The organism is Henriciella marina DSM 19595, assembly GCF_000376805.1.
GTDB lineage: Bacteria > Pseudomonadota > Alphaproteobacteria > Caulobacterales > Hyphomonadaceae > Henriciella > Henriciella marina.
In genome coordinates this window covers 1,659,738-1,686,516 of record NZ_AQXT01000002.1, presented here as the reverse complement: position 1 = coordinate 1,686,516, position 26,779 = coordinate 1,659,738, and the positions used below count along the sequence as shown (strand labels likewise).

28 protein-coding genes are annotated in these 26,779 nt (G+C 57.1%); 11 read left to right on the top strand and 17 right to left on the bottom strand.

The window, feature by feature from the left end; translation table 11 throughout:
• The first annotated feature begins 62 nt into the window (after window positions 1-62).
• From F550_RS17280 to F550_RS0108135, 5 genes are all read left to right on the top strand, one after another.
• Window positions 63-503, top strand: a complete 441-nt coding sequence (locus F550_RS17280) for a hypothetical protein (protein WP_018148049.1) — start codon at window positions 63-65, stop codon at window positions 501-503.
• A gap of 24 nt (window positions 504-527) precedes the next feature.
• A complete protein-coding gene (argS, locus tag F550_RS0108150; protein WP_018148048.1) occupies window positions 528-2,291 on the top strand; it encodes an arginine--tRNA ligase in 1,764 nt (587 codons plus the stop codon).
• A gap of 172 nt (window positions 2,292-2,463) precedes the next feature.
• The gene (locus F550_RS17275; RefSeq protein ID WP_018148047.1) at window positions 2,464-2,892 is read left to right on the top strand and encodes a hypothetical protein; all 429 of its coding nucleotides are present in this window, start codon (window positions 2,464-2,466) and stop codon (window positions 2,890-2,892) included.
• Between the two features lie 103 nt (window positions 2,893-2,995).
• Window positions 2,996-3,334: a hypothetical protein gene (locus tag F550_RS0108140; RefSeq protein ID WP_018148046.1), complete on the top strand. Its 339-nt coding sequence runs from the start codon at window positions 2,996-2,998 to the stop codon at window positions 3,332-3,334.
• Window positions 3,335-3,470: 136 nt separating this feature from the next.
• On the top strand, window positions 3,471-4,439 hold the full coding sequence (locus F550_RS0108135; protein WP_018148045.1) for an alpha/beta fold hydrolase: 969 nt from the start codon (window positions 3,471-3,473) through the stop codon (window positions 4,437-4,439).
• On the opposite strand, the gene F550_RS0108130 is transcribed toward F550_RS0108135, so the two are convergent.
• The 4 genes from F550_RS0108130 to F550_RS0108115 form a co-directional block, all read right to left on the bottom strand.
• Window positions 4,436-5,359, bottom strand: a complete 924-nt coding sequence (locus F550_RS0108130; protein ID WP_026180655.1) for a thioesterase family protein — start codon at window positions 5,357-5,359, stop codon at window positions 4,436-4,438. The genes F550_RS0108135 and F550_RS0108130 overlap by 4 nt on opposite strands.
• A gap of 74 nt (window positions 5,360-5,433) precedes the next feature.
• The gene (locus F550_RS0108125) at window positions 5,434-5,919 is read right to left on the bottom strand and encodes a transcriptional repressor (protein ID WP_018148043.1); all 486 of its coding nucleotides are present in this window, start codon (window positions 5,917-5,919) and stop codon (window positions 5,434-5,436) included.
• Between the two features lie 316 nt (window positions 5,920-6,235).
• Window positions 6,236-6,676: a hypothetical protein gene (locus F550_RS0108120; protein ID WP_018148042.1), complete on the bottom strand. Its 441-nt coding sequence runs from the start codon at window positions 6,674-6,676 to the stop codon at window positions 6,236-6,238.
• A 294-nt stretch (window positions 6,677-6,970) separates the two neighbouring features.
• On the bottom strand, window positions 6,971-8,152 hold the full coding sequence (locus F550_RS0108115; RefSeq protein ID WP_040500490.1) for an acyl-CoA dehydrogenase family protein: 1,182 nt from the start codon (window positions 8,150-8,152) through the stop codon (window positions 6,971-6,973).
• A 128-nt stretch (window positions 8,153-8,280) separates the two neighbouring features.
• Between F550_RS0108115 and F550_RS0108110 the strand changes: the two genes are divergently transcribed.
• Window positions 8,281-8,994, top strand: coding sequence for a rhomboid family intramembrane serine protease (locus F550_RS0108110; protein ID WP_156807875.1), 714 nt, complete (start codon window positions 8,281-8,283; stop codon window positions 8,992-8,994).
• Here the strand turns inward: F550_RS0108110 and F550_RS0108105 are convergent.
• Window positions 8,991-9,944, bottom strand: coding sequence for an NUDIX hydrolase (locus F550_RS0108105; RefSeq protein ID WP_018148039.1), 954 nt, complete (start codon window positions 9,942-9,944; stop codon window positions 8,991-8,993). The genes F550_RS0108110 and F550_RS0108105 overlap by 4 nt on opposite strands.
• Window positions 9,944-10,570, bottom strand: a complete 627-nt coding sequence (locus F550_RS17270; RefSeq protein ID WP_156807874.1) for an HD domain-containing protein — start codon at window positions 10,568-10,570, stop codon at window positions 9,944-9,946. Before F550_RS17270 ends, F550_RS0108105 begins: the two co-directional genes overlap by 1 nt.
• A 154-nt stretch (window positions 10,571-10,724) precedes the next feature.
• Here F550_RS17270 and F550_RS19160 point away from each other — a divergent pair, with 154 nt between their 5' ends.
• Window positions 10,725-10,868 carry a hypothetical protein gene (locus F550_RS19160; protein WP_018148037.1) on the top strand — a complete coding sequence of 48 codons (144 nt, stop codon included), beginning with the start codon at window positions 10,725-10,727 and terminating at the stop codon, window positions 10,866-10,868.
• Here F550_RS19160 and F550_RS0108090 read toward each other — a convergent pair.
• The 6 genes from F550_RS0108090 to F550_RS0108065 all read right to left on the bottom strand — a co-directional run bounded on the left by F550_RS0108090 (window position 10,865) and on the right by F550_RS0108065 (window position 15,254).
• Window positions 10,865-11,728 (bottom strand): pirin family protein, encoded by an 864-nt coding sequence (locus F550_RS0108090; protein WP_018148036.1) that lies wholly within the window; start codon window positions 11,726-11,728, stop codon window positions 10,865-10,867. The genes F550_RS19160 and F550_RS0108090 overlap by 4 nt on opposite strands.
• Before the next feature lie 18 nt (window positions 11,729-11,746).
• On the bottom strand, window positions 11,747-12,865 hold the full coding sequence (locus F550_RS0108085) for a beta-ketoacyl-ACP synthase III (protein ID WP_018148035.1): 1,119 nt from the start codon (window positions 12,863-12,865) through the stop codon (window positions 11,747-11,749).
• 86 nt (window positions 12,866-12,951) lie between these two features.
• Window positions 12,952-13,176 (bottom strand): hypothetical protein, encoded by a 225-nt coding sequence (locus F550_RS0108080; RefSeq protein WP_018148034.1) that lies wholly within the window; start codon window positions 13,174-13,176, stop codon window positions 12,952-12,954.
• Window positions 13,173-13,775 (bottom strand): DNA-3-methyladenine glycosylase I, encoded by a 603-nt coding sequence (locus F550_RS0108075; RefSeq protein WP_018148033.1) that lies wholly within the window; start codon window positions 13,773-13,775, stop codon window positions 13,173-13,175. Before F550_RS0108075 ends, F550_RS0108080 begins: the two co-directional genes overlap by 4 nt.
• Before the next feature lie 12 nt (window positions 13,776-13,787).
• On the bottom strand, window positions 13,788-14,597 hold the full coding sequence (ygfZ, locus tag F550_RS0108070) for a CAF17-like 4Fe-4S cluster assembly/insertion protein YgfZ (protein WP_018148032.1): 810 nt from the start codon (window positions 14,595-14,597) through the stop codon (window positions 13,788-13,790).
• 96 nt (window positions 14,598-14,693) lie between these two features.
• Window positions 14,694-15,254, bottom strand: a complete 561-nt coding sequence (locus F550_RS0108065) for a biotin transporter BioY (RefSeq protein WP_026180651.1) — start codon at window positions 15,252-15,254, stop codon at window positions 14,694-14,696.
• 164 nt (window positions 15,255-15,418) lie between these two features.
• On the opposite strand from F550_RS0108065, the gene F550_RS0108060 reads away from it, so the two are divergent.
• Window positions 15,419-15,865: a hypothetical protein gene (locus tag F550_RS0108060; RefSeq protein WP_018148030.1), complete on the top strand. Its 447-nt coding sequence runs from the start codon at window positions 15,419-15,421 to the stop codon at window positions 15,863-15,865.
• Window positions 15,866-16,144: 279 nt separating this feature from the next.
• Window positions 16,145-17,308 (top strand): cupin domain-containing protein, encoded by a 1,164-nt coding sequence (locus tag F550_RS19155; RefSeq protein WP_156807873.1) that lies wholly within the window; start codon window positions 16,145-16,147, stop codon window positions 17,306-17,308.
• 62 nt (window positions 17,309-17,370) lie between these two features.
• Here the strand turns inward: F550_RS19155 and lanKC are convergent, their stop codons facing one another.
• From lanKC to F550_RS19150, 5 genes are all read right to left on the bottom strand, one after another.
• A complete protein-coding gene (lanKC, locus tag F550_RS0108050) occupies window positions 17,371-19,932 on the bottom strand; it encodes a class III lanthionine synthetase LanKC (protein WP_083910944.1) in 2,562 nt (853 codons plus the stop codon).
• A gap of 157 nt (window positions 19,933-20,089) precedes the next feature.
• Window positions 20,090-20,323, bottom strand: coding sequence for a hypothetical protein (locus tag F550_RS0108045; RefSeq protein WP_018148027.1), 234 nt, complete (start codon window positions 20,321-20,323; stop codon window positions 20,090-20,092).
• A gap of 215 nt (window positions 20,324-20,538) precedes the next feature.
• On the bottom strand, window positions 20,539-23,547 hold the full coding sequence (locus F550_RS0108040) for a hypothetical protein (RefSeq protein WP_018148026.1): 3,009 nt from the start codon (window positions 23,545-23,547) through the stop codon (window positions 20,539-20,541).
• A 3-nt stretch (window positions 23,548-23,550) separates the two neighbouring features.
• The gene (locus tag F550_RS0108035; RefSeq protein ID WP_018148025.1) at window positions 23,551-23,949 is read right to left on the bottom strand and encodes a hypothetical protein; all 399 of its coding nucleotides are present in this window, start codon (window positions 23,947-23,949) and stop codon (window positions 23,551-23,553) included.
• Window positions 23,949-24,170: a hypothetical protein gene (locus tag F550_RS19150; RefSeq protein WP_156807872.1), complete on the bottom strand. Its 222-nt coding sequence runs from the start codon at window positions 24,168-24,170 to the stop codon at window positions 23,949-23,951. The genes F550_RS0108035 and F550_RS19150 overlap by 1 nt, the downstream gene beginning before the upstream one ends.
• A gap of 361 nt (window positions 24,171-24,531) precedes the next feature.
• Here F550_RS19150 and F550_RS0108025 point away from each other — a divergent pair, with 361 nt between their 5' ends.
• Both F550_RS0108025 and cas1 read left to right on the top strand, forming a co-directional pair.
• A complete protein-coding gene (locus F550_RS0108025; RefSeq protein WP_018148023.1) occupies window positions 24,532-25,632 on the top strand; it encodes a hypothetical protein in 1,101 nt (366 codons plus the stop codon).
• Window positions 25,633-25,664: 32 nt separating this feature from the next.
• On the top strand, window positions 25,665-26,774 hold the full coding sequence (cas1, locus tag F550_RS0108020; protein ID WP_156807871.1) for a CRISPR-associated endonuclease Cas1: 1,110 nt from the start codon (window positions 25,665-25,667) through the stop codon (window positions 26,772-26,774).
• Window positions 26,775-26,779: the final 5 nt, after the last annotated feature.

Genomic DNA, 26,779 nt, shown 5'->3' with positions numbered 1-26,779 from the left:
ACCCTCTCTCGCGGGCGCTCGATTCGCGCCAGAATGCCGGGCCATGCCCACCAGCAGCGGCCTTGTACGACGCTTCTCGCATCGTCGAGACGACAGGCGAAAGCCAAGTCTACAGCAATATTGCCTATACCGGTGAGATCACTGGCGTGAATCTGATCTGCCGCTATGTCGATGACCAGCCGCTTCGCGCCGAGCTTGAAGTGGACTTCGCCTTCGGTAAGGGCCCGCAGGCGACATCCAATTCGCACCAGTACCGTTACTGGGTGGCAGTAACACGGCGCAGCGCAAAAGTGCTTGCGAAACAGTATTTTACCGTCGACGCCAATTTCTCTGGTGGGCCGCTCGATGGCCGCCAGGAAGTCATCCAGGACATTATCGTGCCACGCGCAGATGACACGATTTCGGGCTCCAACTTTGAGATTGTCGTTGGCTTCGACCTCACAGACGAGCAGCTCGCCTTCAATCGTGAAGGCCGCCGGTATCGTCTCGACGCCGGTAGCTGACACGCCAATTTTCCGGAAACGGTCATGATGGATATGATTACCCATTTGTCGAAGGTCTTCGCGGAGGCCTTCGAAGCCGAGGGCTTTGAGAGCCGCTGGGGCGCTGTGCGCCGCTCCGACCGGCCGGAACTTGCCGACTTTCAGTGCAATGGCTGCATGGGCGCGGCGAAATCAAACGGCCTTGTGCCGCGTGACCTTGCCGCCAAGATCGTCGCAAGGGTCGAGGGCGACAGCGCGATTGAGCGTGTCGATGTGGCCGGCCCCGGTTTCCTCAATATTCGCGTGACGTCAGAGGCCCTGTCGCAGCAGGCAGAGGGCGTGCGCGCCGACGACAAGGCGGGCGGCGGCATCGTCGCCAAGCCGGAAAAGGTCATTTTCGACTTCGGCGGCCCGAACGTCGCAAAGCCGATGCATGTGGGCCACCTTCGCTCTGCGGTCATCGGCGACACACTCTGCCGTCTTTTCCGCTTCCTTGGCGACGATGTGACAGGTGATGCGCACCTTGGCGACTGGGGTCTCCAGATGGGCCACCTCATTACAGAGCTTCTCGCCGAACAGCCCGATCTCATCTATTTCCGCCCAGACTTTTCCGGACCTTATCCTGAAGAGCCGCCGGTCACGATCGAGGATCTTGGCCGCCTCTATCCACAGGCATCTGCCAAGGCGAAGGCTGACCCTGTCCGCAATGAAGCGAGCCAGCTCGCCGTGGCAGAGATGCAGGCAGGACACCCCGGCTACCGCGCGCTGCTGCGCCACTTCATCAATGTTTCGGTCGAAGCGCTGAAGATCGATTACGCATTCCTGGGGGTCGAGTTCGATCTCTGGAAAGGCGAAAGCGATGTCGACCAGCTGATCCCGGGTATGGTTGAGGACCTGAAGGAAAAGGGCCTCGCCAAGATGGATGATGGGGCATGGATCATCGATGTCGCACGCGAGAGCGACAAGAAAGAGATGCCGCCTTTCATGGTCATCAATTCGCGCGGCGGGACCGGCTATCACGCGACCGACCTCGCGACCGTTGTTGACCGGGTTGAGACCCTGCATCCGGACCGGATGCTCTATGTCGTCGACCAGCGTCAGGCGCTGCACTTCGAACAGGTCTTCCGCGCCGCCGACATGGCAGGCCTCATGGCTGAGGACCGCATGGAGCATATCGGCTTCGGCACAGTGAACGGCACGGACGGCAAGCCATTCAAGACGCGCGAGGGCGGCATCCTTCGCCTGGCGGATCTCAACCGCATGGCCCTTGAAGAGGCTGAAAAGCGGATTGGCGAAGCGGGTCTATCCGGCGATATCGGAGAAGAAGAACGCGCAAGGATCGCCGCACTTGTCGCGCGCGCGGCCTTGCGTTTCGCCGACCTCATGAACGTCCGCACGACCAATTACGTCTTCGATCTTGAGCGGTTTACCAGCTTTGAGGGCAAGACCGGCCCTTATCTTCTCTATGCGGCTGTGCGGATGAAGTCGCTGCTGCGCCGGGCCAGAGAGGCCGGGAATGCGCCGGGTGACATTCGTATCGAGGGCGAGACAGAGCGCGCGCTTGTCCTGGCGCTGGACGGGTTTGCAAATGCGCTGGAGCAGTCCCACGCCAAGCGCCAGCCACACATCCTGTGTGAGCATGTCTATTCGCTCGCCCAGGCATTCAGCGCGCTTTACGCCGCTCATCCGATTGCTAATGAAGACGATGCAGCCCTTCGCGCCTCGCGCCTTGGTCTCTGCGAGGCTGTGCTCAAGCAGCTGGAAGCCGGACTCTCCATCCTCGGTATTGAAGCGCCGGAACGGATGTAGGCTCAGGCATCCCGCGCAGCTGGTTAACAGATCGCCCCGGTTTCTTAACGCACTGGTCGCCCATGTCAGGCTGAAACCTGCCTTTCTGGAGACCCCGACCGCCTTGCGGTAACCTTCGCGCAATGGCTGTTTCCTACAGTCGGCTCAACCGAGCGGCCGAAAGGAAACACCCATGCTGAACGCCCTGATCGATGAGACGGCCAAGCGTGCCGACATAGATGAGGCCACGGCGCGCCGCGCCATTGGCATCGTGCTCAATGCCGCAGAGCGTCAGGGCAGCGAAATGATCGAAACGGTTTTTGCTGAATTTCCGGAAATGCGCCGCTTGTCTGTCATCACGGCTCGTGAGGAAAAAACGCCAACCGGCTCAATTGCGCGTCTCATCGAGCAAACGCCGGGCGGGCGCCGCCATGTGGCTCTGGATATGGTTTCCCGCCTTCACAAGCTTGGGCTTGGCCACAAGGCCGTCGCCGAAATCATGGCCGCCACCGGGGCAAGCTTCGGGTCGCACTTTTCCAGAAGCGAATCAGCGCTGCTGGCAGACCTCTTTGAAAATACCGAAAGTGTACCGGAAACCGGCCGCGATAGCGCTGTTGCCTGATCTGGCCTTTCCCTGCGCCAATTAAGGCGCACGGCCAGCCCCCACACATGATCGCGTTGCGACAGGTCTTTTCATCGCCGCGCGCTCAGCTTAGCACGGGGCCATGACACTCAGTGAACACACAAACGCGCTGCCGGAGCTTTCGATCGAGACGCTCGGCCATGCGCGATTTTTAGCCGGCAAGCTGGATGCCGCGGCGCTTGCCGCCCTGTCCATTCGCGCGCTGGAACAGCACGCAGCGGCGCAAAGTGGGACTGCAGATGCCCGACTGGTCTCTGTCAGCAATGATGTGACCGGAACGGTTTTCAGTGACGGCGAGGGCGAAATCAAAAGCCATATCGACCGCCAGACACGCACGCTCCTATTCATGGGGGCGGAGCTTTCCTCGGCCGCGGGCCTTCATCTCAGATCGACCGCGATCTTCCGCCTCGACGCTGGCTAAAAGGCGAGAACGCAACAGATTGGCAACACGCCCGCACTCGTGAGCAGTCGCCGCAAGCGGTTTAACTTTACAAGGCTTCGGGGCTGGGTTCAGACTCGCCTTTGCTGATTGGGAAAAGGGGCACTCGTCCGTCCAGATGATGATGCATCGCCGTAAAACAGAAGTGTCCGACGGGACGCATGCGTCCGTTCATTTCGGAGACGCCTCGAAAGACATGTCGGCCCTCTGGCTGCATGCGACCGGCTTCAATGCGATGACATACAAGGCGTTGCTCGCCCCGCTGGGGGAGCGCCACCGCGTTGCGGCGCTGGATATGCGCGGCCACGGACGAACGGATCTGCCGTCGGACCCGAAAACCCTGAAGTCCTGGCATGTGTACCGCGATGATGTGATCGAGTTCCTTGAAAAGGAAGCGAAGGGCCCTGTCGTCCTCGGCGGGCATTCCATGGGCGGCTGCGTGTCGCTTCTGGTGGCGGGCAAACGGCCAGACCTTGTTGCTGGCCTTGTCCTTGTTGATCCGGTCATCCTCAACCCGCGCTTTTATTTCTGGCTCCATGTCCTGCCATTCGTTCGTCAGTCGAACCAGATGTCGCGGCAGGCAAAGCGGCGCCGTCCCGAGTTTGCGAGCCGCGAAGCCGCCTATGAGGCCTATCATGGCAAGGGCGCCTTCAAGGGCTGGCGTGAGCCTTTCCTGACCGACTATCTCGTCGACGGCTTTCAGGAGGCGACCTCCAAGGATGGCAAACCTGTTGTTCGTCTGAGCTGTGATCCTGCCTGGGAGTCGGCGACATTTTCATCGCAGCGCAATCAGCCCTGGGGCGCGCTGAAGAAAATCCAGAAAGCGCAGACCCCGATCGTCGTCATCCGGCCGAACATCAAGCCGGTCATGACGAACAAGGTCACCAATCTGATGATGGCGCACTATCGCGAACTGGTCCTGCGCGAACGCCCGGGCGCCAGCCACTTCCACCCCATGGAAGTGCCTTATGAAGTGCGCGATGAGCTTGCCCGCCAGATCGCCTATCTGATCGACGGGTATTCACCTACCGACGATGGCCTGCTGCGGCGCACCCTGCATGGCAGCCAGTGGGATGATTACGATTAGATAGAGAGGTCGCCCGGCGCGATCTCTGCCAGTTCTTCCATCAGCGCTGGCGGTGTGGCGATGGTTTTGCGCGTTTCCTGATCGAAGGTCACGGCCACCGCTTCGCTGGTCATCCAGGGCTTGCCGGTGACCGGGTCCAGCATCCAGTGAACAAGCGAATGGATTTTCTCTTCGGCCCTGGCGAGGGAGGTACGGACCTGAAAGAGGTCGCCCGCCTTTGGCCAGCTGCGAAAGATGATCCGGTTCTCGAGGACCGCTGCGCCCATACGGCTGCCCTCAATCGCACCGGCAACTTTCTGGCGCCAGTCATAGAGCAGGTTCGGCACGGAATCTGACACGCGCCCGATGAACCAGGCGGGTTTCATCCGGCCAAACACGTCGCAATGCTGCGGCGACACCATGCCCTGGCCGATCATCTGGACGCCCTGGGCGTCAGCATGGGAGAGCGTGACCGCCTCGTCGGGCAGGGGATTTACGGAAAAGTCGATGCCGCGCGGCGCGGTTGAGGCGGGCGGCTCACCGATCAGCTCGGTCAGCGCCTTTTTCGTCCGGTCACTCCATGGAAAAGGTTTGAGCGCATCGGACGAGGCGTGCACGAGTTTTGTCCGAAAGGCGGCTGCCGGTGTGCCGTCGCCGTGGATCAATTCCTGATAGACCGTGACCTGCGTTTCATCCACGTCGAGGACGCAGCCGCGCATGTGAAGCGGACGGCCGGGATGAACCTCGCGCATGAAACGGATATGCTGTTCGAGCGGGATGAGCGTCGACGGCGAGCCTGCCTGGTAGACATGGCTCATATGGCAGTGAGCGGCGAGTGTGCCGAGCCCTTCGAACGCCTTTTCCAGATAGATGCGGACATTCATATGTCCCATCTCATCACAGTCCCAGGTGTTCGCACTGCCCTTCCAAAGATCGATCAAGCTGGCGTCCTCCCGGCGACTATCGCGTCAATGGCAGAGACGTATCCGCGCTCGCTCCGGCGCGCAACCGGGCTTCAGGCTGCGCAGGTCCGGCAGGTGCCGCGTGCTTCGATAACGGCCTGTCGCACCGTGAAACCGGCCGCAGCGGTTTCAGCCCGCAGCGCCTCATTGGTCGCCACGGCATGAAGCTCTTCAGCCGCGCCGCACGTCTCGCATATGAGGAAGACCGCCGAATGCTTGTGGCTGGTATGGCCGCAGGCGACATAGGCGTTGAGGCTCTCGATCTTGTGGGCGAGGCCCTGTTCCTGAAGGAAGTCCAGCGCGCGGTAGACAGTCGGCGGCTTTGCTGCGCCCTCACCATCAAGATTGGCGAGAAGGTCGTAGGCCTTTGACGGCTCATCGCTTTCCAGAAGAAGCCGCAGAACCTTGCGCCGGATCCTGGTCATACGCTGGCCGCGCTCAGCCGCGAGCGCCTCTGCCTCAGCGAGGAATGCATCTACATCCTGCGGGCTGCAGGGTGTGTTGGCGTGAGCATGAGTATGTGTGTCGGCATGGGCCATGGCAGTAATGTCGGATGTTTCGGGCGTAATTTCCAGTCAGAAACACTGCACCGGGCCGCGTCATGCGTAGTCGCGCGCTCATGACGCGCGGTATGGAGGTGCGCGGCGGCACGGCCAATATCCTCTTTTTAGGCAGATGCTTAGCTCGCCGGCCAGCCGGGCGGATGGGCCTTCAACGCCGATGCCGATGTCGAGATCAACCCTGTCATCGTCGGGCTGGGTTTTGGCTATCGGTTCTAGATGATGGCCCGTTCGCTCGACAGAAAAGGCCCTCCGCAAATACGGGGGGCCTCTTCCCATCTCTTACACCCGCAGCCTAGATGGCCGGGCAGGCGCCATTATTCTCTTTTGTCTCTTTCAGCATCGTGTTCACGACCCTGTTGAAGGCGGAGAGATTGTCCGCGAAGGTCTCGCCGTCGTCGGAGTCGGCATCGTCTGGCAGGAGGATGCCGGAGACCAGCGCATCGGTCGCCTCCTTGGCGTTCTCGTCGGCAGAAGCCATGCGGGTAGATATTCTTTCGAAGAAGGTCGAGATCTTCTCGCGGTCATCGCCGCCATCATCGAGCGTGGCTTCAAGGCAGGTACAGGCCGCGTCCGGCGTGGTGTCGGCTTCGCGAATGTTGGTGCTCAGCGTCCGGTCCCCCAGCACCATCCGGCACTGATTGAACATCTCGCTTTTTTCACTGTCGCTTGTCCCGCAGGCGGGTAGCATGATGGCTGCGCCAATAAGGCATGAGGCGAGGATGGTCTTTTTCATTCTTTACTCCTGATTGCCCAGCGCGGGCCAGATAGAGGCGCGCCAGTTCAGAAGCTTAACGAAAGTACAGAAAGCGCGGTTCCCTTAATCCTTCTTAGCCAAGCGATGAGAGGCTATAGGCAAGGACGAAACCAAAGGAATCTCTCAACGCGTTTGGGAAGCGGGCCAAATAACCCCCACGCAGCGCCGGCCAGTAGCGCCGATGTCACCACGATCACGACGATGGCCATTGTCATCGAAAGCGCCTCCTGTCTGGTCTAGTCGGACAGGAGGGAGTTCAGTTCCGCAGGGGCCTCAGAGACCGAGCTGGCGCGAGGCAAGGTCGCGCATGATCTCTTCCGAGCCGCCACCAATCGCCATCACGCGCACTTCGCGGTAGATGCGCTCTACCCGGTGGCCTCGGATAAAGCCTGCCCCGCCAAGGATCTGCATCGCTTCGCGGGCACAGAACTCCATCGTCTCGGTGGCCTGCACTTTCAGCATGGCAAGCTCCGCAATCGGCTGCTCGCCGTTCTGCACCCGCCACGTCAACTGATCCAGCATGGCGGTCGTTGCCCAGACGCGCTGGCACATGGCGGCAATCTTGTGGCGAATGACCTGATGGTCAGCGAGGCGCTTGCCGAACGTCTCCCGCTGCTGCGCCCAGGCTGCGGCTTCCTCGATGCAGACGCGGGCACATGCGGCGGCCTGCGCGGCCATGCCGAGGCGTTCGCCATTGAAGTTCGCCATGATGCTGACAAAGCCGCGATCGACCTCACCGATCAGGTTCTCAGGCGGCACGAACACATCATCGAAATGGATCGTCGCGGTGTCAGATGCCCACCAGCCCATCTTGGGCAGTTTGGTGCGTGACACGCCTTCCGCCTCAAGGTCGATCAGCATCAGCGAGATACCGCCCATGCCGGGCCCGCCCGTGCGCACCGCGCAGGTCAGCCATTTCGATGTCATGCCGCCGGTGATGTAGGTCTTTGAGCCGTTGACCAGCCAGCCATTGCCGGACTTCTTGGCATTGGTCTTCAGCTGCGCGACATCCGACCCGCCGCCAGGTTCGGTAATGCCAAGGCTGATCTGCTTCTTGCCTGAGAGGACCTGCGGCGCGATTTCGCGTTTCATGTCCTCGCTGCCGCCAACCATGATGGGCGGCAGGCCGATGCCGTGGATCATCAGCGCCGAAGACACCCCGCCAGCCCCCATGCGGGCAAGCTCTTCAGAGGTCACCGTTCCGTGGAAGCGGTCAAAATCGGTGCCCGCGCCGCCATATTCTTCGGGATAGCCCATGCCGATAAGGCCGGCTTCTGCCGCTTTGGGATAGATGTCGCGCGGGATTTCCCCTGCTTCCTCCCATGCCTCGATATTGGGAACCAGTTCCTTGTCGATGAAGCCGCGAACGGACTTGCGCCAGATCGAATGGGTCTCGTCCATCCAGATTGCGGGCGGACGGAGGCTGTCGAAAGTGATCTCTTGTGTTTTTGCCATGAAGCGGATCGTGGCCAAGTGGCAGGCGAAATCAATTCGTGACGCCGGGGCAGGTTTTGGCAGAAAGTGAAGACACTGTAACCCGCCCCAGCCTTTACCATGCGCGTGCGTGTGGCTTAGATGTCACTGTGAGATATCAACCTTCCCCAGAAATGCTGAGCGGGCGCCGTGAGCCGCTTTTCAACACGTTGCCGCCGATCGTCGTCGTCCTGACCGGCGTGATCATCGCAGCGACGTCCGTGCAGCTGCTTTCACAGTGGGAATTTATCCTCGACCCCTGGATTGCGAACTGGATGTTCGATGCGGGCGCAATTGCGGGCGGGCCGGAATTTGCCGGTGTTTACAGGCCCTTGGGGCATTTTGCGCCGCTGGTCCTGCACGTCTTTCTGCATGGCGGCATCTTCCATCTGGTGATGAACATGATGGCGCTGGTCGCCTTCGGCCCACCCGTGGCGATCGCGCTTGGCATTGGCCGCAAGGGGGCGTTTGCCTTCCTGCTCTTTTTTGCAGGATGCGCTATCGCTGGCGCGCTTTTCCAGATTGGCTGGAGCGAGTTTACCGGCCAGTCAGAACTCGCCATCGGCGCATCTTCGGCGCTATCGGGCTTTATTCCGGCCGTTGGCTGGCTGCGCGGCGGGCTGAAGGGCGCGGTGCGCATCTCCGTCCCGTGGGTCGTGATCAACCTCGTCATTGCGGTGGTCGGGGAGTTTATGGCTTCGATCATCGGGATCAGGCTGGCCTGGGCCGCGCATATTGGCGGGGTTGCCGGCGGTATCGTGCTCTTCCCGCTCTTGCTGGCGGTGTTCAATACGCGCCTGTGGCGGCTGGTAAAGCGGCTTTAGTCCCGGCCTTCGCGCCGCAGGGCTGGCGTGGTGATGCCAATCGCAGCGCTCTTCCTGACCCGTTCGCGCATGAAGCGGTAAAGCTCTGCCGGGCGCCCGCCTGTGCCTGCCTTCATCTCACCTGTTCCACAGACGAGCCCCGTCCGGTCCAGGGCGCGGCGGAAATTCTGCTTGTGCAGGGGCAGGCCTAAAATGCCTTCGCAGGCAGTCTGCAGATCAGACAGCGTAAAGCGCTCGGGCATCAATTCGAAGACAACAGGCCGATATCGGATCTTGCCCCGCAGGCGTTCCATCGCGGTTGCCAGGATCCGTCTGTGGTCAGACGCCATTGGCTCTCCCAGCCTGATGTCGGGCAAGGGCAGATCGGCGTCGCGCGCGCACTCGATAACAAGGCCGGCTTCATAGAGGAGTTCATAGCGTTCCAGCACACGGTCCTCGCTCCAGTCCCGGCCGTTAAGGCCAAAGGCGAGATCGATGCGTGTGCGCCGCGAGTCCGAGCCAGCCGCCCAGGTCGCAAGCCGGGGGACGATTTCACTGTCGATCAGGGCAGGGCGACCGGCGCGATGATCTTCCCATGGGAAATGGCTGTACCAGCCGCGCCAGCGCGCTTCGAGCCGGTCGGGCAGGCGCTGCTGGTCGGCCGTCAAGGCGAGGTAGCCGACGGAGACGACGCGGGCGTCTGCCGGCGCATCGGCCAGCGTCGCTTCGGGTGTTTCGCGGTCACGGTCGCCGAATGTGTAGAGCTGCTCGACATAGCCAAGGTCGAAGCCTGTCTGCTCACGTACCCAGCCGCGCAGGGCAAGCTCGAACGTGCGATGGCCCTCTGGGTCGAACGTGCCGAAAGGCAGGCCGCCAAGCCCGCCATCGCGGCGATTGACCAGGACGCGCGGGGTTTCCCCATCGCTGGCGACGATGACGACCGATAGCCCGATGATCAGCGGGATCGCCATCAGGTCGCCCGCTCCATTTCATGCAGCAGGGTTTCGTGGCGGGTGATGAAAATCGCCTGCGCCTTGGTCGGGGCACATGGCGCCAGGGTAAGGGTTATCCCTTCTGGCGGCGTGCCGAACAGACGGTTTGCCTCATCCGTAGAGAATCCAGCAAGCTGCGTCGCCTCGAACCAGGCGCAGATATGGTCGGCGCGCTTGATCAGTTTTTTCAACTTTGCGGGCAGGCGGGCTGGCAGGCCAAAGCGGACATGGATCGCCTCTGTCAGCCGATTTTCGATATCCTTGTAACCATCGCCGAGTACCGTCTTGAAGGGCGAGATCATGTCGCCGATGACGTATTCGGCGGCGTCGTGGTGGAGCGCCATCAGCCGGTCAGCGGCTGGCAGGGCCGGCTCCAGCTCACCGCATATGCTCTCGACGATGACGCTGTGTTCGGCCACCGAAAAGGCGTGGTCGCCAAGGGTCTGGCCATTCCAGCGCGCAACTCTCGCAAGGCCATGCGCAATGTCGTCGACCTCGATATCGACAGGTGACGGGTCAAGCAGGTCCAGCCGGCGGCCTGAAAGCATGCGCTGCCAGACCCGGTCGGGGGCTTTTCGTGATCTCGGCGATGGGCGGGCACTCATGGGGCTTATGTATACATCTGCCGGACAGGGTAAAGAAAACGCCGCATTTCGCTTACGAACTGCCTCCTAATTGCCTTCAATTGGTGAGACCTCGTTAAGGCATCTCCGCGATAAATGTCCTCAATGACAACGGCAAAGCCGAGGCGGAGTGATTATGGTGGATATGGTGATGCATGCGGCGGAGAACGCGTCCGCACCCTGGTGGGTCCTCGCCGGGGCGGCCCTGATCATAACGGTCGAGGCCGCCCGCAGCTGCAAATCCATCCTTTGGAGTGACCTCGGCGACGACGAGGACTAGGTATTGACCGGCTCGCGGTTGAACTTGCCTGCCTGATAATCCGCGATCGCGTCCCGAATTTCAGCTTCCGTATTCATGACAAATGGCCCGCGGGCCACGACAGGCGCGCCGATCGGCTCTGCGTGACCATAGAGAAGGTAAGCCCCGTTTGGTGCGCTGACCTCAATGTGCTCGCCATCATCTTTGAACTCGACGAGCTCGAACTTGTTTGCGGGATCTCCGCCAATATCGGCCCCGCCTCTCACCACATAGAAGAACACGTTACGGCCCTTCGGGGCGGGCAGGGAAACCGCCCCGCCAGCCGGGATATCCACGGTCGACATCATGACGCCTGTCAGCGAGTCGACGGGGCCACTTTTTCCAGCGAACTGACCTGCAACAAGGTTAACTGTTGCGCCGCCATCTGTAGCAATGGCGGGTATACCAGCTGCCTGCAGACCGGTATAGCGCGGCGTCGTCATCTTCAGCTCTGGCGGCAGGTTCACCCAGAGCTGCAGGATTTCCATATCTCCGCCATCACGCTTGAATTCCGGCGGCGACAGCTCTGCGTGGATGAGGCCAGAGCCTGCGGTCATCCACTGCACCCCGCCAGCATGGATCACGCTTTCATGCCCACCCGTATCCATATGGGCGAGGCTGCCTGCGAGGATGAAGGTCACCGTTTCAAAGCCGCGATGCGGGTGCGGGCCGAACGGCAGGCCGTCATTGCCAGGCTGATAGACCTGTGGGCCATGATGGTTGAGAAACAGGAAGGGGTCGACCTGCTCCAGCCCCCGGTTTGGCACCGGTCGGCGCGTAATCAGGTCGGAAATATCGTCTCTATAGGCGGTGTGTTTCGCCTTGATGGTGCGTGCTGTCATACCTGCCACATAGGGTGGTCAGGCGGCCTTTTCCACAAAGACTGTCCCTGCTGAATAGCCAGCGCCGAAAGAGCAGATCAGGCCCTTTTCCCCCGACTTGAAATCGCCCGAATGCTTGTGAAAGGCGATGATCGAGCCGGCCGAGGATGTGTTTGCATACTCGTCGAGGACGGTCGGGCTTTCATCCTCACTGGCCTCATGTCCGAGTACCTTGGTCGAGATGAGCCTGTTCATGTTCGCATTGGCCTGGTGCAGCCAGAGCCGCTTCAACTCGTCCGATTTGAGGTCGAGACGCGTGAGTTCTGACAGGATCATTTCAGAAACCATCGGCACCACTTCCTTGAAGACCTTGCGGCCTTCCTGGATGAAAAGCTTGTCTGCCTGGCCTTCGCCAGACGGGTCCGCGCGGTTCAGGAAGCCGAAATTGTTGCGGATATTACTGGAGAATTTGGTCTTCAGCTGGGTGCCGAGGATTTTCCAGTGCTGCTGCGGGGCGATATCTTCTGCCTCGACCAGAACAGCTGTTGCGACATCGCCAAAGATGAAGTGGCTGTCGCGGTCGGTCCAGTTGAGGTGCCCGGAGGTGATCTCCGGATTGACCATGAGAACTGATTTCGCATTGCCAGCGCGGACAAAGTCAGCCGCGGTCTGGATGCCGAAGGTCGCCGATGAGCAGGCCACATTCATGTCGAAGGAGAAGCCCTCGATACCCAGCGCTTCCTGCACTTCGATGGCCATGGCCGGATAGGCGCGCTGCATGTTGGAGGCGGCGCAGATCACGGCGTCCACGTCCTTCGGGTCACGGCCTGCCGTTTCGAGTGCCTGCCTGGCGGCTTTCACGGCGATCTCGGCGAGTATCGAGATCTCTTCGTTCGGGCGTTCCGGAATGATGGGGCGCATGACAGCCGGGTCCACAACGCCTGACTTGTCGACCACATAGCGCGACTTGATGCCGGACGCTTTCTCGATGAACTCGACATTCGAATGGGTCTTGGCTTCCAGCGTGCCCGCTTCGATCTCGGCCTTGTTTGCCTCATTCCATCGGTCGGCCCAGGCATTGAAGCTCTCGACCAGCTCGGCATTGGTAACAGTGTGCGGCGGCGTCCAGAGACCGGTCGCGGAGATAACAGGTGTCATAGAAAAGCCCTCCTTGCGCACGCCCCTCGGTGCGTCAGACTTCGGTTGCAAATGAAATTAGACAGGCTTGAAGGCTGCGTCGACCTTTAAGGTGCGCTGGCGTCTTCGCGGTCCTTGTCATCGCGCTCTCGGCGGCGCTCCTCTCGCCACTCATCTTCCGCCCGTTCAGCGCGGTCGAGACAGTCCAGACGCTCACGCGCATCGACGATTTCATCACAGGCGCCGCTATTGTCGAGGTACGGGCCGTTGAAGCTTTCGCAGCCAGTCAGCAACAACAGACCTACGAAGGCCGCGCCAATCTTCATTTTCATGAGTGAAGCTCCTGTATCTCGCCATGACGCGGGCAGCGCGTCTCATGATCATTGACCATACCAACAGCCTGCATGAAGGCATAGACGATAACAGGCCCGCAGAACTTGAAGCCGCGCGCCTTCAGCGCCTTGGCGAGCTCTTCCGATAGCGGGGTCTTGGCCGGGACTTCAGAGACATCGCGAAGCTGGTGCACGATGGGCGCGCCGCCTGTAAAGCTCCAGAGCCAATCGGAAAAGTCCTCGCCCTTCTCCTGCATGGCGAGGAAGGCGCGGGCATTGCCGATGGTCGCCTTGATCTTGGTCGGGCTGCGGATAATGCCCGGGTTTTGTAGCGCTTTTTCGATCCGCTCCTGATCCCACATGGCGATTTGTTCTGGAATGAAGCTGTCGAATTCTTCGCGGATAGCATCGCGTTTTCGAAGGATGGTGACCCAGGAGAGCCCGGCCTGCATGCCATCAAGCTGCAGCTTTTCCCAGAGCGCGCGCGGGTCGTATTCGGGCACGCCCCATTCATGATCATGATAGGCGCGGTAGAGCGCGTCTTCGGCTGGGGCCCAGCGGCAGGGCAGGGTCTCGTCGGGAGAGAGGTTCATGCCCATGATGCGCGGCCTCTATTCGCTTTCATTGTCGGTAAGGACCGCGGCGAGCTCTTCCTTGAGCCAGTCCGGACCGAGGATTTTTGCGGGTTTTCCATCGATAGTCAGCGCGTCACCTGCCTTTGCGAGCCGGTCGACGCGGACAATGGCGAGCGCCATGTTACCTGCGGTGCTGGTGATCTCACCGACAGGTGTCTCTCCCTCAAGGCTTTGACTTTTCTGGAGATTTTGACCCTCAACGATGATGGTCCGCTTGCGCAGCTTGCCGCGCCTGTGCATGCGAGAGACGACTTCCTGCCCAACAAAGCAGCCCTTTTTGAGGTCGACGCCGCCCTGGCGGTCCATGTTGATTTCCCATGGAAAGACTTCGGCGCCCTGAAAATCGCGGCCCCATTCGGCGACGCCTGTGGGAATGCGGACGGCGTCCCAGTCTTCGTCGCTGATTGTTGGCGCTGAGCCGTCTTCGACAAAGGAACGTTTCGGAAGCTCTGGCGCGCGCGGGTCGGCCGCGCCCTCATCGCCAATGGCGACGGCTTGTTTGCCGTCGACACCAATCTCGACCTTCGCGCGAAGGCGAAACATCTGCAGGCGTTTGGAGAGGTCGCCGACAGCGTGTGTGGCGACGTCCAGAAGCGCGCCGCCCTCAGTGCGGTGAGCGATGAAATCGGCGATAACCTTGCCCTGCGGCGTCAGAAGGGCGCCGTAGCGAGCCTCGCCGATCGGCCAGTCATGCGTATTGTTCGTGACCAGCCGTTCGAGCAAGGCGATCGTGTCGGGACCGTCCAGAACGAGCACGGATCTGTCGGAAAGAATCTTTGTATCCATGCGGCCTGATTTAGGGTTTCCCACCGCATACGCCAGCCCTTTCCCCGCATTTGGACGGTGCAGGGACGGTGTCCTGATGGTGTCTGGGCGGTGTTTCTAGCCGGCTTGGCGGTATTTACCCGGAATGGCGGCCAGAATGGCCGCGCCGAGCGCCGACTTGATCAGCGCGCCGACAAGAAACGGAGCGACGCCAGCGACAAAGGCTGTCTCTGCACCAACCAGTGTGGAGAGCCATGCCCAGCCCGCCAGCAGGATGAGACCATGCAGGCCGAGAAAGCTCGCGAACCGGCTGAGATGCCCGCGCGCAAAGGTCTGCACCGCGAGACCGGCAAGAAAGGCGGTGACCGGAAAGGCAAGCAGGAAGCCCGCGGTTGGCCCGGTAAACGCCAGAAGCCCTGCCTTGCCACCTGCCAGAACGGGCAGGCCAAAGGCGGCAAGCGCCAGCCAGGAAACGACCATGGCGAGCCCCATGCGCGGGCCTGCGACAGCGCCGACCAGAAGCACTGCCAGCGTCTGCATCGTGACCGGCACCGGCACCATGGGCACGGCAACATATGAGGAAGCCGTCAGCACGCCGATGCCAGCAAGCAGGAAGGCAACCTGGCGGGCACGTGGGTGGGATTGGGCGGCACGTTCAGTCATCGATGTGGTCTGCATTTGGGAGGCTCACTTTTTCGTCTTTGTTGTTGCCCGCGGGTGTGCGCCGGTCCGCTGGCGGGGTCAAGCCGGGCGGCGGGACTTGCATGCGGGGGCAGGGCGGCAAAGGATGGGGGGACATACGCGCTGGCGATTCGCTGGCGCGATGAGCAAGGAGCCTGCATTTGAAGCCTGCGATCGCCCTTCTGCCGCTGGCACTGCTCATCTTCTGCGGCAGCTGCGAGACCTACAAGTCGCGCGGGGCTTGCGATGATGATGTCGACCGGCTGCAGGGCGCGATCCGCGAGACAACGACCTATCTCGATGCGCTGCGCCCCGAGCTTCGCGCTGGATTTCGCGAGCTTCAGGCCTGCGACCGGATCAGCGAAACCTGCGATGCAGAGACGTGGGTCCTGCGCGGCCGCGCCATGCAGCTCGCGCATCAGGATGTCCGCGCCCGGTTCGCCCGCGCGGTCGAGCTCTGGTCGCCCGATGCCTGCGTCCCGCACCTGCAGAACTACACCCTAAGCCCGCCAGACCCGGCCACCTGGCGGGGCTATTTCTTCACGCTCGACGAGACAGCCTCGCAGATCGACGAGCTGGTCGACCGGTTCGAGCGGCGGGTGGGGTAGGGTGTCTGCGCTCGCGTGAGGCGCCCCCCCTTCTTCCGGATGCGGGAGAAGGGCCGGGGATGAGGGCTGAAAGCTCAGTGGCAGTTTAGACACTAGTAAAATCTCCAGCGTTGCTGCCCTCACCCCTGACCCCTCTCCCGCATCCGGGAGGGGATAAGGGAAAGCATGCGCTCAACGACAGTTGATACAGTTATGTAGGGGCATATTCTCTTTGGTAGGCTAGAGTTTCGCGCTCGGACGGTATTTTGATTCACGCTATCGTTTTTGGACATCGAAATCATGCTGCTCAATTCACTGGTATCTTTAGGGCAGGAATTCGACGGTCTATGGAAGTCGGTTTCAAGAGACACAATATTTTCCAACGCTGCGCACGCCTTTTTGTCCAATGCCAGAATTCCAAAATTCAGGTGGGACGAAATAGAACGCCTCTCAATCCGGAATGGAAATTATTCGCACTTCGGTGATCTTAACTTCAATGTCTTTCAGACAGACGATTTCAGACTCGAAGTTCTTGTATGGGGCTCAAGTTCTCCTGACATACATAGCCATGGGTTCTCTGGAGCATTCCGCGTTCTAACTGGTGGGAGTGTTCATGCCGTTTATGAAGTGGAGAATGAGCGCCAAGCATGGTCGAATCTCGCCGTCGGAAAAATACGGTTAAGCGATCTATCGATTCTTGAGCCCGGTGACACCCATCAAATTGTTCCAGGTTTAGATTTCGTTCACGGCCTTTATCATTGGGGATTTCCGTCAGTAACAATCGTCCTAAGAACTATAATGGATTCTGACCTCAACCATCAGTTTGTCTGTCCGGACCCAAGTGCAGACAGGGCGGTGTTCTTCTCTGGCCGTGGCTTTACAAACGACGGTCAACTTCGAGCCTTTCGCAGCCTTGTTGCCCTCCGTCCCTGGGCTGAAATTGAACGCGTATTTACTGAAGCGCTAGAAGATCTGGAGGTGTGGCAGGTCTGGTCCATATACTCCGAGTTTAGTGAAAAATTTGGCGAGAGAGCATCTAAAGCTATTCGATCAGCTTTGCCGTATCCGCTGAGTAATTTGAGTCCCCCCCAAAGTAGGCGTTCACTTCTGCGTACGGCGCGAGCTCTCCTCAATACGGATCGAGCACGTATTGCCGCTGGCCTCCTGATGTTTGCTCCATCCCTTTCGCGCATCATTGAAGTAGTGAAAAGTACAATTCCGACCGAATGCCCAAGCACTTGGTTCGAAAATGCGGCAATTGAGGCATTTCAATCCATTCTTGCGGATATCGATCAAGATGGGTTGGCGAGTTGGATCGTGCCGGACGTACTAAATCAGCGAGATGTTCACCATACCGTTGCGACACTGGCACGTAGTTTTGGTCGTGAATGGGATGCAAGCAGAGAACATACCGCAAAGGCTATTTACAACATTGTGGCAAATGAAGTCGGCTACCTTAGATGACGCACAAGACTGTCTTGTTAGCACGAAACTGAGGTGTTCTGCGTAGCTCGCGAGATTTCTGTTCAATCGAATTCGAACAATCGTCTCTGAGCTTTGCGGTTTTGAAGCCTGTGAAAAAAATAGGCAATACCAGCTGAACCAGTTCCATAGTCAAAACTCATCCTTGTTAGCGACTCGGATGGCGCACACAATCCAAACTCAGATTCAAATAGGAACATGTCGATTCCTTTTGCTATGTCCTTCAATTGAGACTGATAATCGTCGTCTGGAAATGTCTTTTGCATATCGAGGAAGAACTCGCCGATGCCAGTTAGCCCCGTAAGTAGGCCAGAGCCCGCTGCGTATTTTATACTGCAGCCCAGAGCAATGCTCTTGCAGGCATCTCGGTAGAATTTTGAATCAGTAGTTTCGAATAGGCGGCAGGCCACCGCTCCTACACCAGCACCCCCAATTCGAAAGTAAGGCATTCCGCGCTTGTCGTGGTCTCCAGCAAGCCAACATAAAGCGCCTTCTGGGGTGATATACCCTCTCATAACTTCCGTTCGAAAGGATGCCTCAGCGAATTCTAAATACGAGTAGTCGCCAGTCGATTTGTACAAAGCCAAAAAAAAGTATGCTATGCCTGCATGACCATGACCGAAGCCATTATTCTCTAGCTTCCAAGAACAATATTTTGTGCCTAGATTTCCAATACGCAGCTGCAGCATTTGATCTGCAATGTCGATTGCCTGCTCTAGGTATTTCTCACACTTTAACACATGAAATAGACGGAGAGCGGTCACGCCGATGCCCGCCGCTCCGAAAAAAATATCGAGCTTCTCAAATTTAAGTTTGCTTTCGATTGCTCGATCAAACCACAGCTCTGCTTCTTCAGTTCGGCCCAGCTCAGCTAATCCCCAAGATATGCCAGCGCTGCCAACCCACAGCCCGGGAGCATAATCGCGGTCCACTTGCAGCGCCTCGGTTATCCAGTCCTGAACAACGCTTGGAACCTCCCCCTCAACAAGACGAAGTAGCGGAGCAACTCCTAGCGCACCAAAAGCAATCGAAAGAGGATTCGTTTTCACTCCTCTGTAGTCGCAAGCCCAAAGGTGGCCAGAAGCCGCAAATCCTACGCTTTCTTTCAAACCCCGGACTAGTTCCTTCAAAATAGAACGCCGAGATTGCAGGTCGCACACACTTTCTGAAAACTCAAATCCAGGTTCTAATTCACTGCCGAGATCGCAAAAAGCAGGATAATCGCTCGTAAGTCTTCGTATGAAATTCGAGGTTATGTATGGATTTAGTTCTGAGCCGGTTTGAACTGGGAGCAGCGTCGAGGCTGCGACTTTTCTGACGGCAGTCTGATCCTCTGCGAATGACTTGGACGTATTTGAGCTCCGAAACCCAATAGTGTTAATTCGAAGGTCGAGTTCTTCTTCGACATGAGCTGCGGCTTCAAAATCCAATATTTTCACGCTCAATGATTCTGGCGTGATCATCACATTTTGCGGCGCGATATCTCCTACGACTATACCTTTTTGGTGGATTAAGCGCACCGCGTTCGACAAATTGTTATAGATTTTACGTACTGTCTCTTCCGCGTCGCGAATTTCTGCTTCGGACGGAGAGATTTTATGTAGAGCAGTAATAACGGGCGACGTTCTAAATTTTGACAGCGGAACGCCGTTGATATGCTGCATAGCAATGAAATAGCTATCGTGTACCTTGAAGAAATCGATGGGCAGCGGCGTGACACCAGTGTGTCGCAATAGCTCAAGAACCGAGTACTCTCTCGCGAGAAGATATGTCGCATCGAAACCTGAAGCAATAATTCCGCGACGTGCTTCCTTCAGAACTACCACTTCGCCCGTCACGTTATCGCGCGCAAGCAGAACCGCCCCTGAATTCGATCGGTGCAATGTACCCGTAACAGCGAATCTGTCACGCAGGATCAACTCTTCATTGGATTTACCGGTGTCGCCCGTGTTGCTGTGACTTCCGCGCACCGGATCGATAATGTTTGGCGGCAGATAGAAAACCGGCATCGTCTGATCCGCCATTTGCTGTTCGCCAATGGATACTAACCTCTCGTACTCGCCGAATACGTTGACACGTGAGTGAGGAGAAAATGCTCCAAAACGGTAGAACACAGCCGATGATCCAGGGGCGTGCTTATCGGAGAAAATGTATGGCCCCCCTGCGTCTCTTAAGGCAGTCCTTAACCAGTCGATCAGAACTGAGAATTCACGGGTGCTGGCAGGGTATATGGTGATGAATTTCCCGCAACTCCAAGAGCTATAATTTTTAGAGTTCGAGAATTCATGGAGTTTTTGGTCCACAATAAACTTGAATGGCACCCCGCAACTAAATGCCATTCTAGATACTTGGGTGAGTACATCCGGCGCAGATTCTAGGTTTGAGGACACATGAATTTTGAATCCCGAATCAGGGAGGTTGTTATTGAGCGGCGCGAAGTTCCACCAAGCGCCACTTCTTCTGCACAGCCAATCCGAAGGTATTTGATCGATTAGCGTAGCAAAGTAATCGTTTTTAGGATTGTAATCGCCAAACGTAGCGTAATAGCGCGGACTCGCGAACAAGAATGGAATTGGGATCAAACCATTCTTTCGCTCTATATTCATAAGGCTTTTATTGCCCCACTATAGGGTGCTAAGTCGGCACTTTATCGGGTAGAGAATTTTGAAAAAAATTCACATCTTCCGTGATTGATCGTCTTTCAAATCCCAATCAGAGTTCGGAGCTGTCGTCGCCCCAAAGCTAATTTATACTTATTAAGTTCTAGCAGCTGCAACTGGAGCTAGAAGGTTCGATATAGTCTAGTTGGGCAGTGAGGTCTTTCGCCTCCGATACTTTCTTATGAAGCTTGAGTATTAGATCCTGTTCCAAATCAGTTGAATTTAGATCAATCGTTTTGCCAGCTTCAATCAGCTTTCTGGCTGCTTGAACTATCGTTTGCGATGCTGCTTCTACATCAGCTGCTGCCTTGGTGATATCAGAACTATTGTTTGCCATCAGTTGCGCCCTCCACCATGAGTTGGTTTGGATACGATGCGAACTACCACGATATCTGTCAAGTGCAGGCTAACGAATCAGCCGAATGAGTTGCTGCGCCTAAAAACTTGGCAGCCGTTGAAGAGAGACGTGTAGCAATGGGAAGTCCTTGCGTTTGGACAGTTCGCTGCTCTTTCAGAGACATCTCCATAGTCGATTATTAGAACTCTGTTTTTTTAAATACGGGACACCGCTGGGTCTCCCAAAACGTATACGGCACGAACTAGCCTGCGCAAGACGTCAGGTTCGACAGAATTTCTGTAGCGCAAAATCGATCTTATCTTGGCGTCGCCGACGCCCGCCGCATATCTGAGATTTCGAACTCCATGGAGCTCTTGGGCACGGGCGATCAAGGCGCGGCATTTATCCCAATTAAGCACTTCAGCGACCTGTCTTGACGGCTGATTTGTCTCGCCCAGACTGATGATTTCTTCCCAATCATGCGCTTCCTTCCCGACTTGCTGGATTGCAAACGCATCAATATGACGGCGCTTCAGCGCCCCGCGCTGGGTCTTCACGCCTCCCAGGAACTTCGCTTCGTCGCGCAAATGATAGCCCGCTAAGGTGCTCTCGTACGTGCGTAGCCATTCATGCCGCACGGATTGTCCCGTCGTTCGATCGAATGCGCGCGTTGCCGCTCGAACAACATCTGTCTCATACGGCGAGGCAGGTCTTGGATCGCTTGCGAAAGCCAACGCTTCGGCATCCCCTGCATTGCGAGCTTTGATGAACTCCATCTCATCCAGCTGAAACGACAGCATGAACGTGAATGGTCGTATCTGATCCGGATAATCGCGCGCCTGATTATAGTCTGCGAACCACTCTAGCAGGTTCGGCTTTGTTGCCGCGTATCGGCTAGCTGCAGGCTTATTGAAACCTTCAATGCCAACGAAGTTCAGCTTGTCATCTTCGCCATTGAGCGCGGCAAGGCAGATGCGCTCCCAAACTTGTTCGTGCCAAAACTCTGATTTCGAGTTTTTCTTCCAGCCGCTTTCAGGCGGCGCTTCGTATGGCAGCACGTACAATCCAAGTCCATGAGCGGATGTCTTTCGAAGATCGATCGACCCGTCCGCATTCTTGTTGAATAAAGCATAGCGTTTCGCGGACACAGCGTAGGCGAAGAGAGGTAGGCGCTGTTTGTTTCCCGCAGCATCTTTCTCGCGACTGAAGTTCTCATCTTCCGCCTGGAGGATTGAACCTTCAAAGGCATATGGGTTAAGCGGTTCGAACCAGCCGCGAACGGCATCGATCCGGTCTTGAAAGGTTTTGCTCGACATCTCATCAGGCTTTGCGAACGCGATGCCGTCCGTGTCGCAGAATATCCAATCCAAGCCCTGATCTGCGGCCGCTCTTTCCGAAAGCGCGAGCATCAATCTGGCCGCGCCCGTAATTAGAGTTGCGAGCAGAGGATGAAAAAACTCTCCAGGCGTTTCTTCGACCTTTGAGATAATCTCTTGGCGTGTCCCGTCATAGCCGTAGCGGGCGAGCTTCGCCTTTGGTGTGTTGCGCTTTCCCTCTTCGGTTTCGGTATAAGCATCGTGAACGTTCAACTCGACGAAGATGCCGTAGCTTGTCGCATTGGCGAGAATTTTGAGAGCAAGCTGCAACCCATCGAAGTGCTCACGATCACGTTCGGATTTAGCTGCTTTCTTCAAACCAGCAATCTTCTTCCGGCGCGTGATGACCTCGCGAAAGAAATCATCCTTAGCCGGATCAATCCGCGTCTCAGGATCGCCTGCAAGATTGATCACTCTGAGCCCTGATTGCTGAGCCATTGGCGTGAAGTTGTATGCCTTCACCACTTTTGGCGGCTTGCCATTCAAGAGCTTGGAGGCGAGACAATCCGCCAGCGTGAACCAAAGCGGCGCTTCACACGTCAGCCGATTTAGGCCGATGTTCGCGACTTTATTCTTCTCGTGTCGCGGGGCGGCGTCGCCATAGATCGCCCGGATTGGAAAGATATCGTCATCCGGCATGACCTGGACGATGGCTGTCAGCTTTGGCCAGTTCTCGGGCTTTTGAAGGTCTCCGAGCGTCCAGGTTTCCAGAATGTCTCGGACACTCTCAGTCGCATCTTGGTAGTTGATGCCCTCAGCCGTTGCGAACTGCCACAGCCCCATCACCGTGTTGACGGTTGGGTACATGGAGAGGAAGTCGCAATAGAAGGCTTCGCAAACCTCGCGGCGAATATGCACTTCGGAACGACCGCCGTAGTAGGTGCTTAGAATGATCCCGATCATTTCCGGTGGAAAATCTGGCTGCGATACCATCCAGGGCTTCAAACCCATTGCTCTTAGATAGGATTTTCCAAGAGAAGCTTCGCTTGTCAGCGAATAGGCTGGGGCGTTTGGAAGCCCGTGCTCGCTTAGACGGCCGATCAGTTCGCGGTAGCACTTCCAGGTCACGCGCACATCTTGCACTGTGTAATCGAGAAATTCTGTTGTCAGCGGCGCTTCAAAGTCCTCGACCTCGCCTTTTTCAATGTCGAGACCGAGTGCCTTTGCGAGACTGCGCAGGGAGTGATTAGCGGCGAGCAGAACGCCGGCGAGCGTTTTGACATCAACAAAGAACCCTTTGTGATGCTCGACCTTCCGTCCGCGCTTTTTGTCAGACCGCCGGTTTGGGTCGCTGACCATCGCGAATTCCATGAAGGCCGATCGACTTGACAGGTGCTTCACCTTCAATCTTGGTCGCTTTTCATTCTCACTGAGCTGAAGCGAAAAGGCTTTCTGAAAAAGTTCATTACGCTTGCCTCCTTTGGCGGTGCCATGCGCCAACGCCAACCGAGACAAATCGAACGGAAGATTGAAGCCCACGCAGGTGCCGTGAAGTTCATGGCACTCTTCGAAGAACACCTCTTCAACAAAGTCGCGATCAGTTCGAAGGACTAGCCCCCGGTCTCTCGCATAGCTCTGCAGAAGCTCAGTTTCAGAAGCGAAAAGCGCGGCTGGATCATAGAACAGCCCCTCTTCGAACAGCTCATTATCATCGCGGAGTTGATAGCTTCCAATGCGGAGGCGCTGAGAGACACCGATCGTTTCAGTATCGAAGATCAGCGTTCGAGCGGAAGGCTGCTTCTTTACCGAGTCGCGGGCTTTAGGTGCCTTATGGGGTTCGCGCCTGGTGTAAGCGCGCAACTGAATTTCCCTTGGCTCGAATGGAGCGTCTTCGCCTTCGTTCTGCACGCCTTAGTCCGCATCATCTTCCATATCCGGCATTACTAGCTGAGGGTGCATTTCAGCCAGCTTAAAAACTAGGTCGCCCAATTCCCGGTCTTGGACTGCGAACAGTTCCCGCATATCCGCTACGCCGTGCAAGCGTCTGGCAATTGCAACTAGCGGATGGCGAGGGTCACCCTCTATTGCAGCCTGCAGGAGTTCGACCCGTCGAAAATAATCGTGGCACGTAACACAAATCGGTATGGTTTCATCGTTTGAGGCCGCGCGCCCGAAATGATGCCACTCTTCTCGCGGATACCAGCGCCCGCAAAATCTGCACGCGCGATCATCGGGATGACGACGCGCAAGCTCCCTTTGCTCAAGCTGCGCGAAGTAGCGCCACCTCTTGTTCTGCTTCTCCCAAAACATCAGACCACATCCTTGTAGAGTGGAATGACGTCGAGATCGTTCGCAGCCGAAATTTCATAGAGACGATTCGGGCTAGTTTCGAGCGGGTGCCGCTTGCCTGAAACATCGGTTACGGACTTTCCTTGAAAGCCTTTCAGCTGGAGCGGATCATTCGTGTTTAGAAAGCGTCCAACCGCGCTCATGAATTTCATCGCGCGGCTCAGTTCTTCGGGATAGAGCATGACAGTCCGCATTCGCCCTTTACTGAAGATGCGCGCTTCCTTCACGAGCCTGTTGCTCGTGATGACAAGCTTGGTCCCAGGCTTCCAATCGACTTCGGCATGGTCTCGAATGAAGGCGCTTAGTCTTTCGCGACCTACATGATGTTCCTTTGCCGCCTGCCGGATTGATGCGCCTTGTTCGACAGCCTGGAATGCTGCGCGAGCCCGTTCTGTCGCTTGCCGTTGAAGTTCGGCCCGTGTGGTGCGGGGCTTGCTTAGTTGTTGGTTCATTTTGGCTTCCTCGTTTTGGAGGAGGCCCAAAAATCAAAGTCGGATTCTGCTAAATCGCCTGTTTCCGGCGCATCAGGTAGTCGAATAGCCCATGACCGTTACAGGAACAGAGTTCATTTCCGGCGAGCAGTTGATCGCTGAACTCCGCGCCTCAGGCGTCGAAGTACCCCCTTCGACGCTGCGCAGTTGGCGAGAGAAAAACTTGCTGCCATCCGCAGAGCGCGGTGGTTCTGCTCGACATCCGGCGTCCAGCATTGACCAGGCTAAGACTGCGTACGCATTGTCTCTGAGGAAGAAACGCGCCGACTTTATCGGCTGGCATCTTTGGCTGCAGGGCTTCGATGTTGGCGAACAGTACTGGAAGCCGGTCCTGGAGAGCGTCGGTAGAGAGACATTCAAGGCACTCCGCCGCATTGCGCGCTTGCTTAGGTCTGATGACGAAGAAATACTTGATAGGTTCGATCAGCGCGTGATTGAGCGCGCTTCGAATAACAAATTCCCAAAGCTCGTATCCGCTAACACCCAAAGAATGAACGATGCGGACAAAGCAGCCGTAATTGTGATGCTCGCGCAAGCGGTTTCAGGAACATTGGAGTGCGCGGACGAAGAAGCGGACGAGCGCAAACGCCTGAAGGACTTTCAAACAGCGATTGGTGCCGCAAGCGCGCGTTCGGATAAAGTCACGGGGCAAAGCCTAGAATTCGGTCCGGTGCTGGATCAGCTCATTCGCAGTCTGGCGATCGCACCAGAGATCAAAATCGATACATCTCTATTTGTGGGCAATCGCATTCGCTTGCTGGAGGAAGCCAAGCGGGATTTTGTCTTCGGCCTCGAAGTGGCGACTGAACTTCATGACGCTTTCGAGTGGATATTTGGAAGAAACGCTTTCGGGCTCAAAGCTGCTAATTGGTTTCGCTGGAAAGCGTCGATTGAGATGCAAGCTTCGGTGTTGTTGCTTTGGCTAGCTCTGAAAGAAAGTGATAAGATCGACACTTTGGACGGAGTTGAGCTGTCAGAAATTCATGATGAAGCTCGGCGTGTAAACCTTCTTAGCCAAGAGCTGCAACAAGTCGTGCGATCGACTCCAAACCTGGAAAAACTGATCACAAGAAAGGCTCTGAAAACGGCTCTCAAAGACGACAATAAATTTCTAAAATTTCTAAAAAGAATCAGGAATGAAGCCTGCATGTGAGTTATATTGTTAGCTCAAATGAGAGGGTGAAATTGGCTTTTGATTCAAAGCAGGACAACAACGTTGCTGAAACTGACGAGTGGGCTATCCGAGCGGAATACTGGGCGTCTAAATCCCGCGCGGCTGAGCCGAAAAGACTGAAGCGATCGAGGCGCGCAAACCCGCTCATTCTTAGCGGGCACAACATCTCGCTTCGCATCGAAAACGGCACTTTGGTCATGCGCGGCGGCAAATCCAGACTGCCTCGAAAGAAGCGTGACGAGTATCGCTTCTTTCGAGGCAGTCTGGATTTGCCGCCGCGCATTATTCTAATTGATGGCTCAGGCAGCCTGTCGCTTGCCGTTCTGGATTGGCTTCGAGAGCAGAAGCTCCCGCTAATTCGCGTGAGATGGGATGGAAAATCGGCGTCCACATTCGCTGACAACGGGATGCCAACCGATCCGCTCAAGGTGAAATGGCAAATAGAGCAAGCGAATGATGAACGGGCACGGGTAAAGTTCTCAGTGAACCTCATTCGAAAGAAGCTGATCGCGTCCAGGCAGACCCTTCGAAAGCTCTTGAAGGAGCAAAGGGCATTTGAGAAAGCCGATCAGGTTTTGAGTGAGAACATCCAACTCCTGAAATCCAATCCGCCAACATCGATCGACAAGCTCTACGCAGTCGAAGGACCATGCGCTTATTTCTATTTCCGGGCCTGGGAAGGTCTCAGCCTGAAATGGAAGGGGCTAGATCGGCACCCTTTGCCGCCGACTTGGGAGAGGTTCGAACAGCGTTCATCAGTTTTGACGGGTAAGAAGCCAAAGAACTGGAGGGCTACGCATCCGATCAACGCAATGCTGAATTATGCCTATGCTGTGTTGGAAGCCGATGTCCGATTGAAGATTCTAGCGGAGGGGTACGACCCGCGCTTTGGCATCATGCACCGTGTCTATAAGGATGCTTCCGACGCGTACGTGTTCGATCTGATGGAGCCGCTTAGACCGAAAGTAGACGCCGCTGTTTTGGAGTTTGCGCTTGGAGACACGTTTTCGCCAAAGGATTTCGTGTTGAGGAATGACGGGGTTTGTCGCCTTTCACCCACCGTCACAAAGCGGTTGGTCCAGCAACTGAATGTATCAAAATATTGCTTTGCCCGTCCTTGACACTT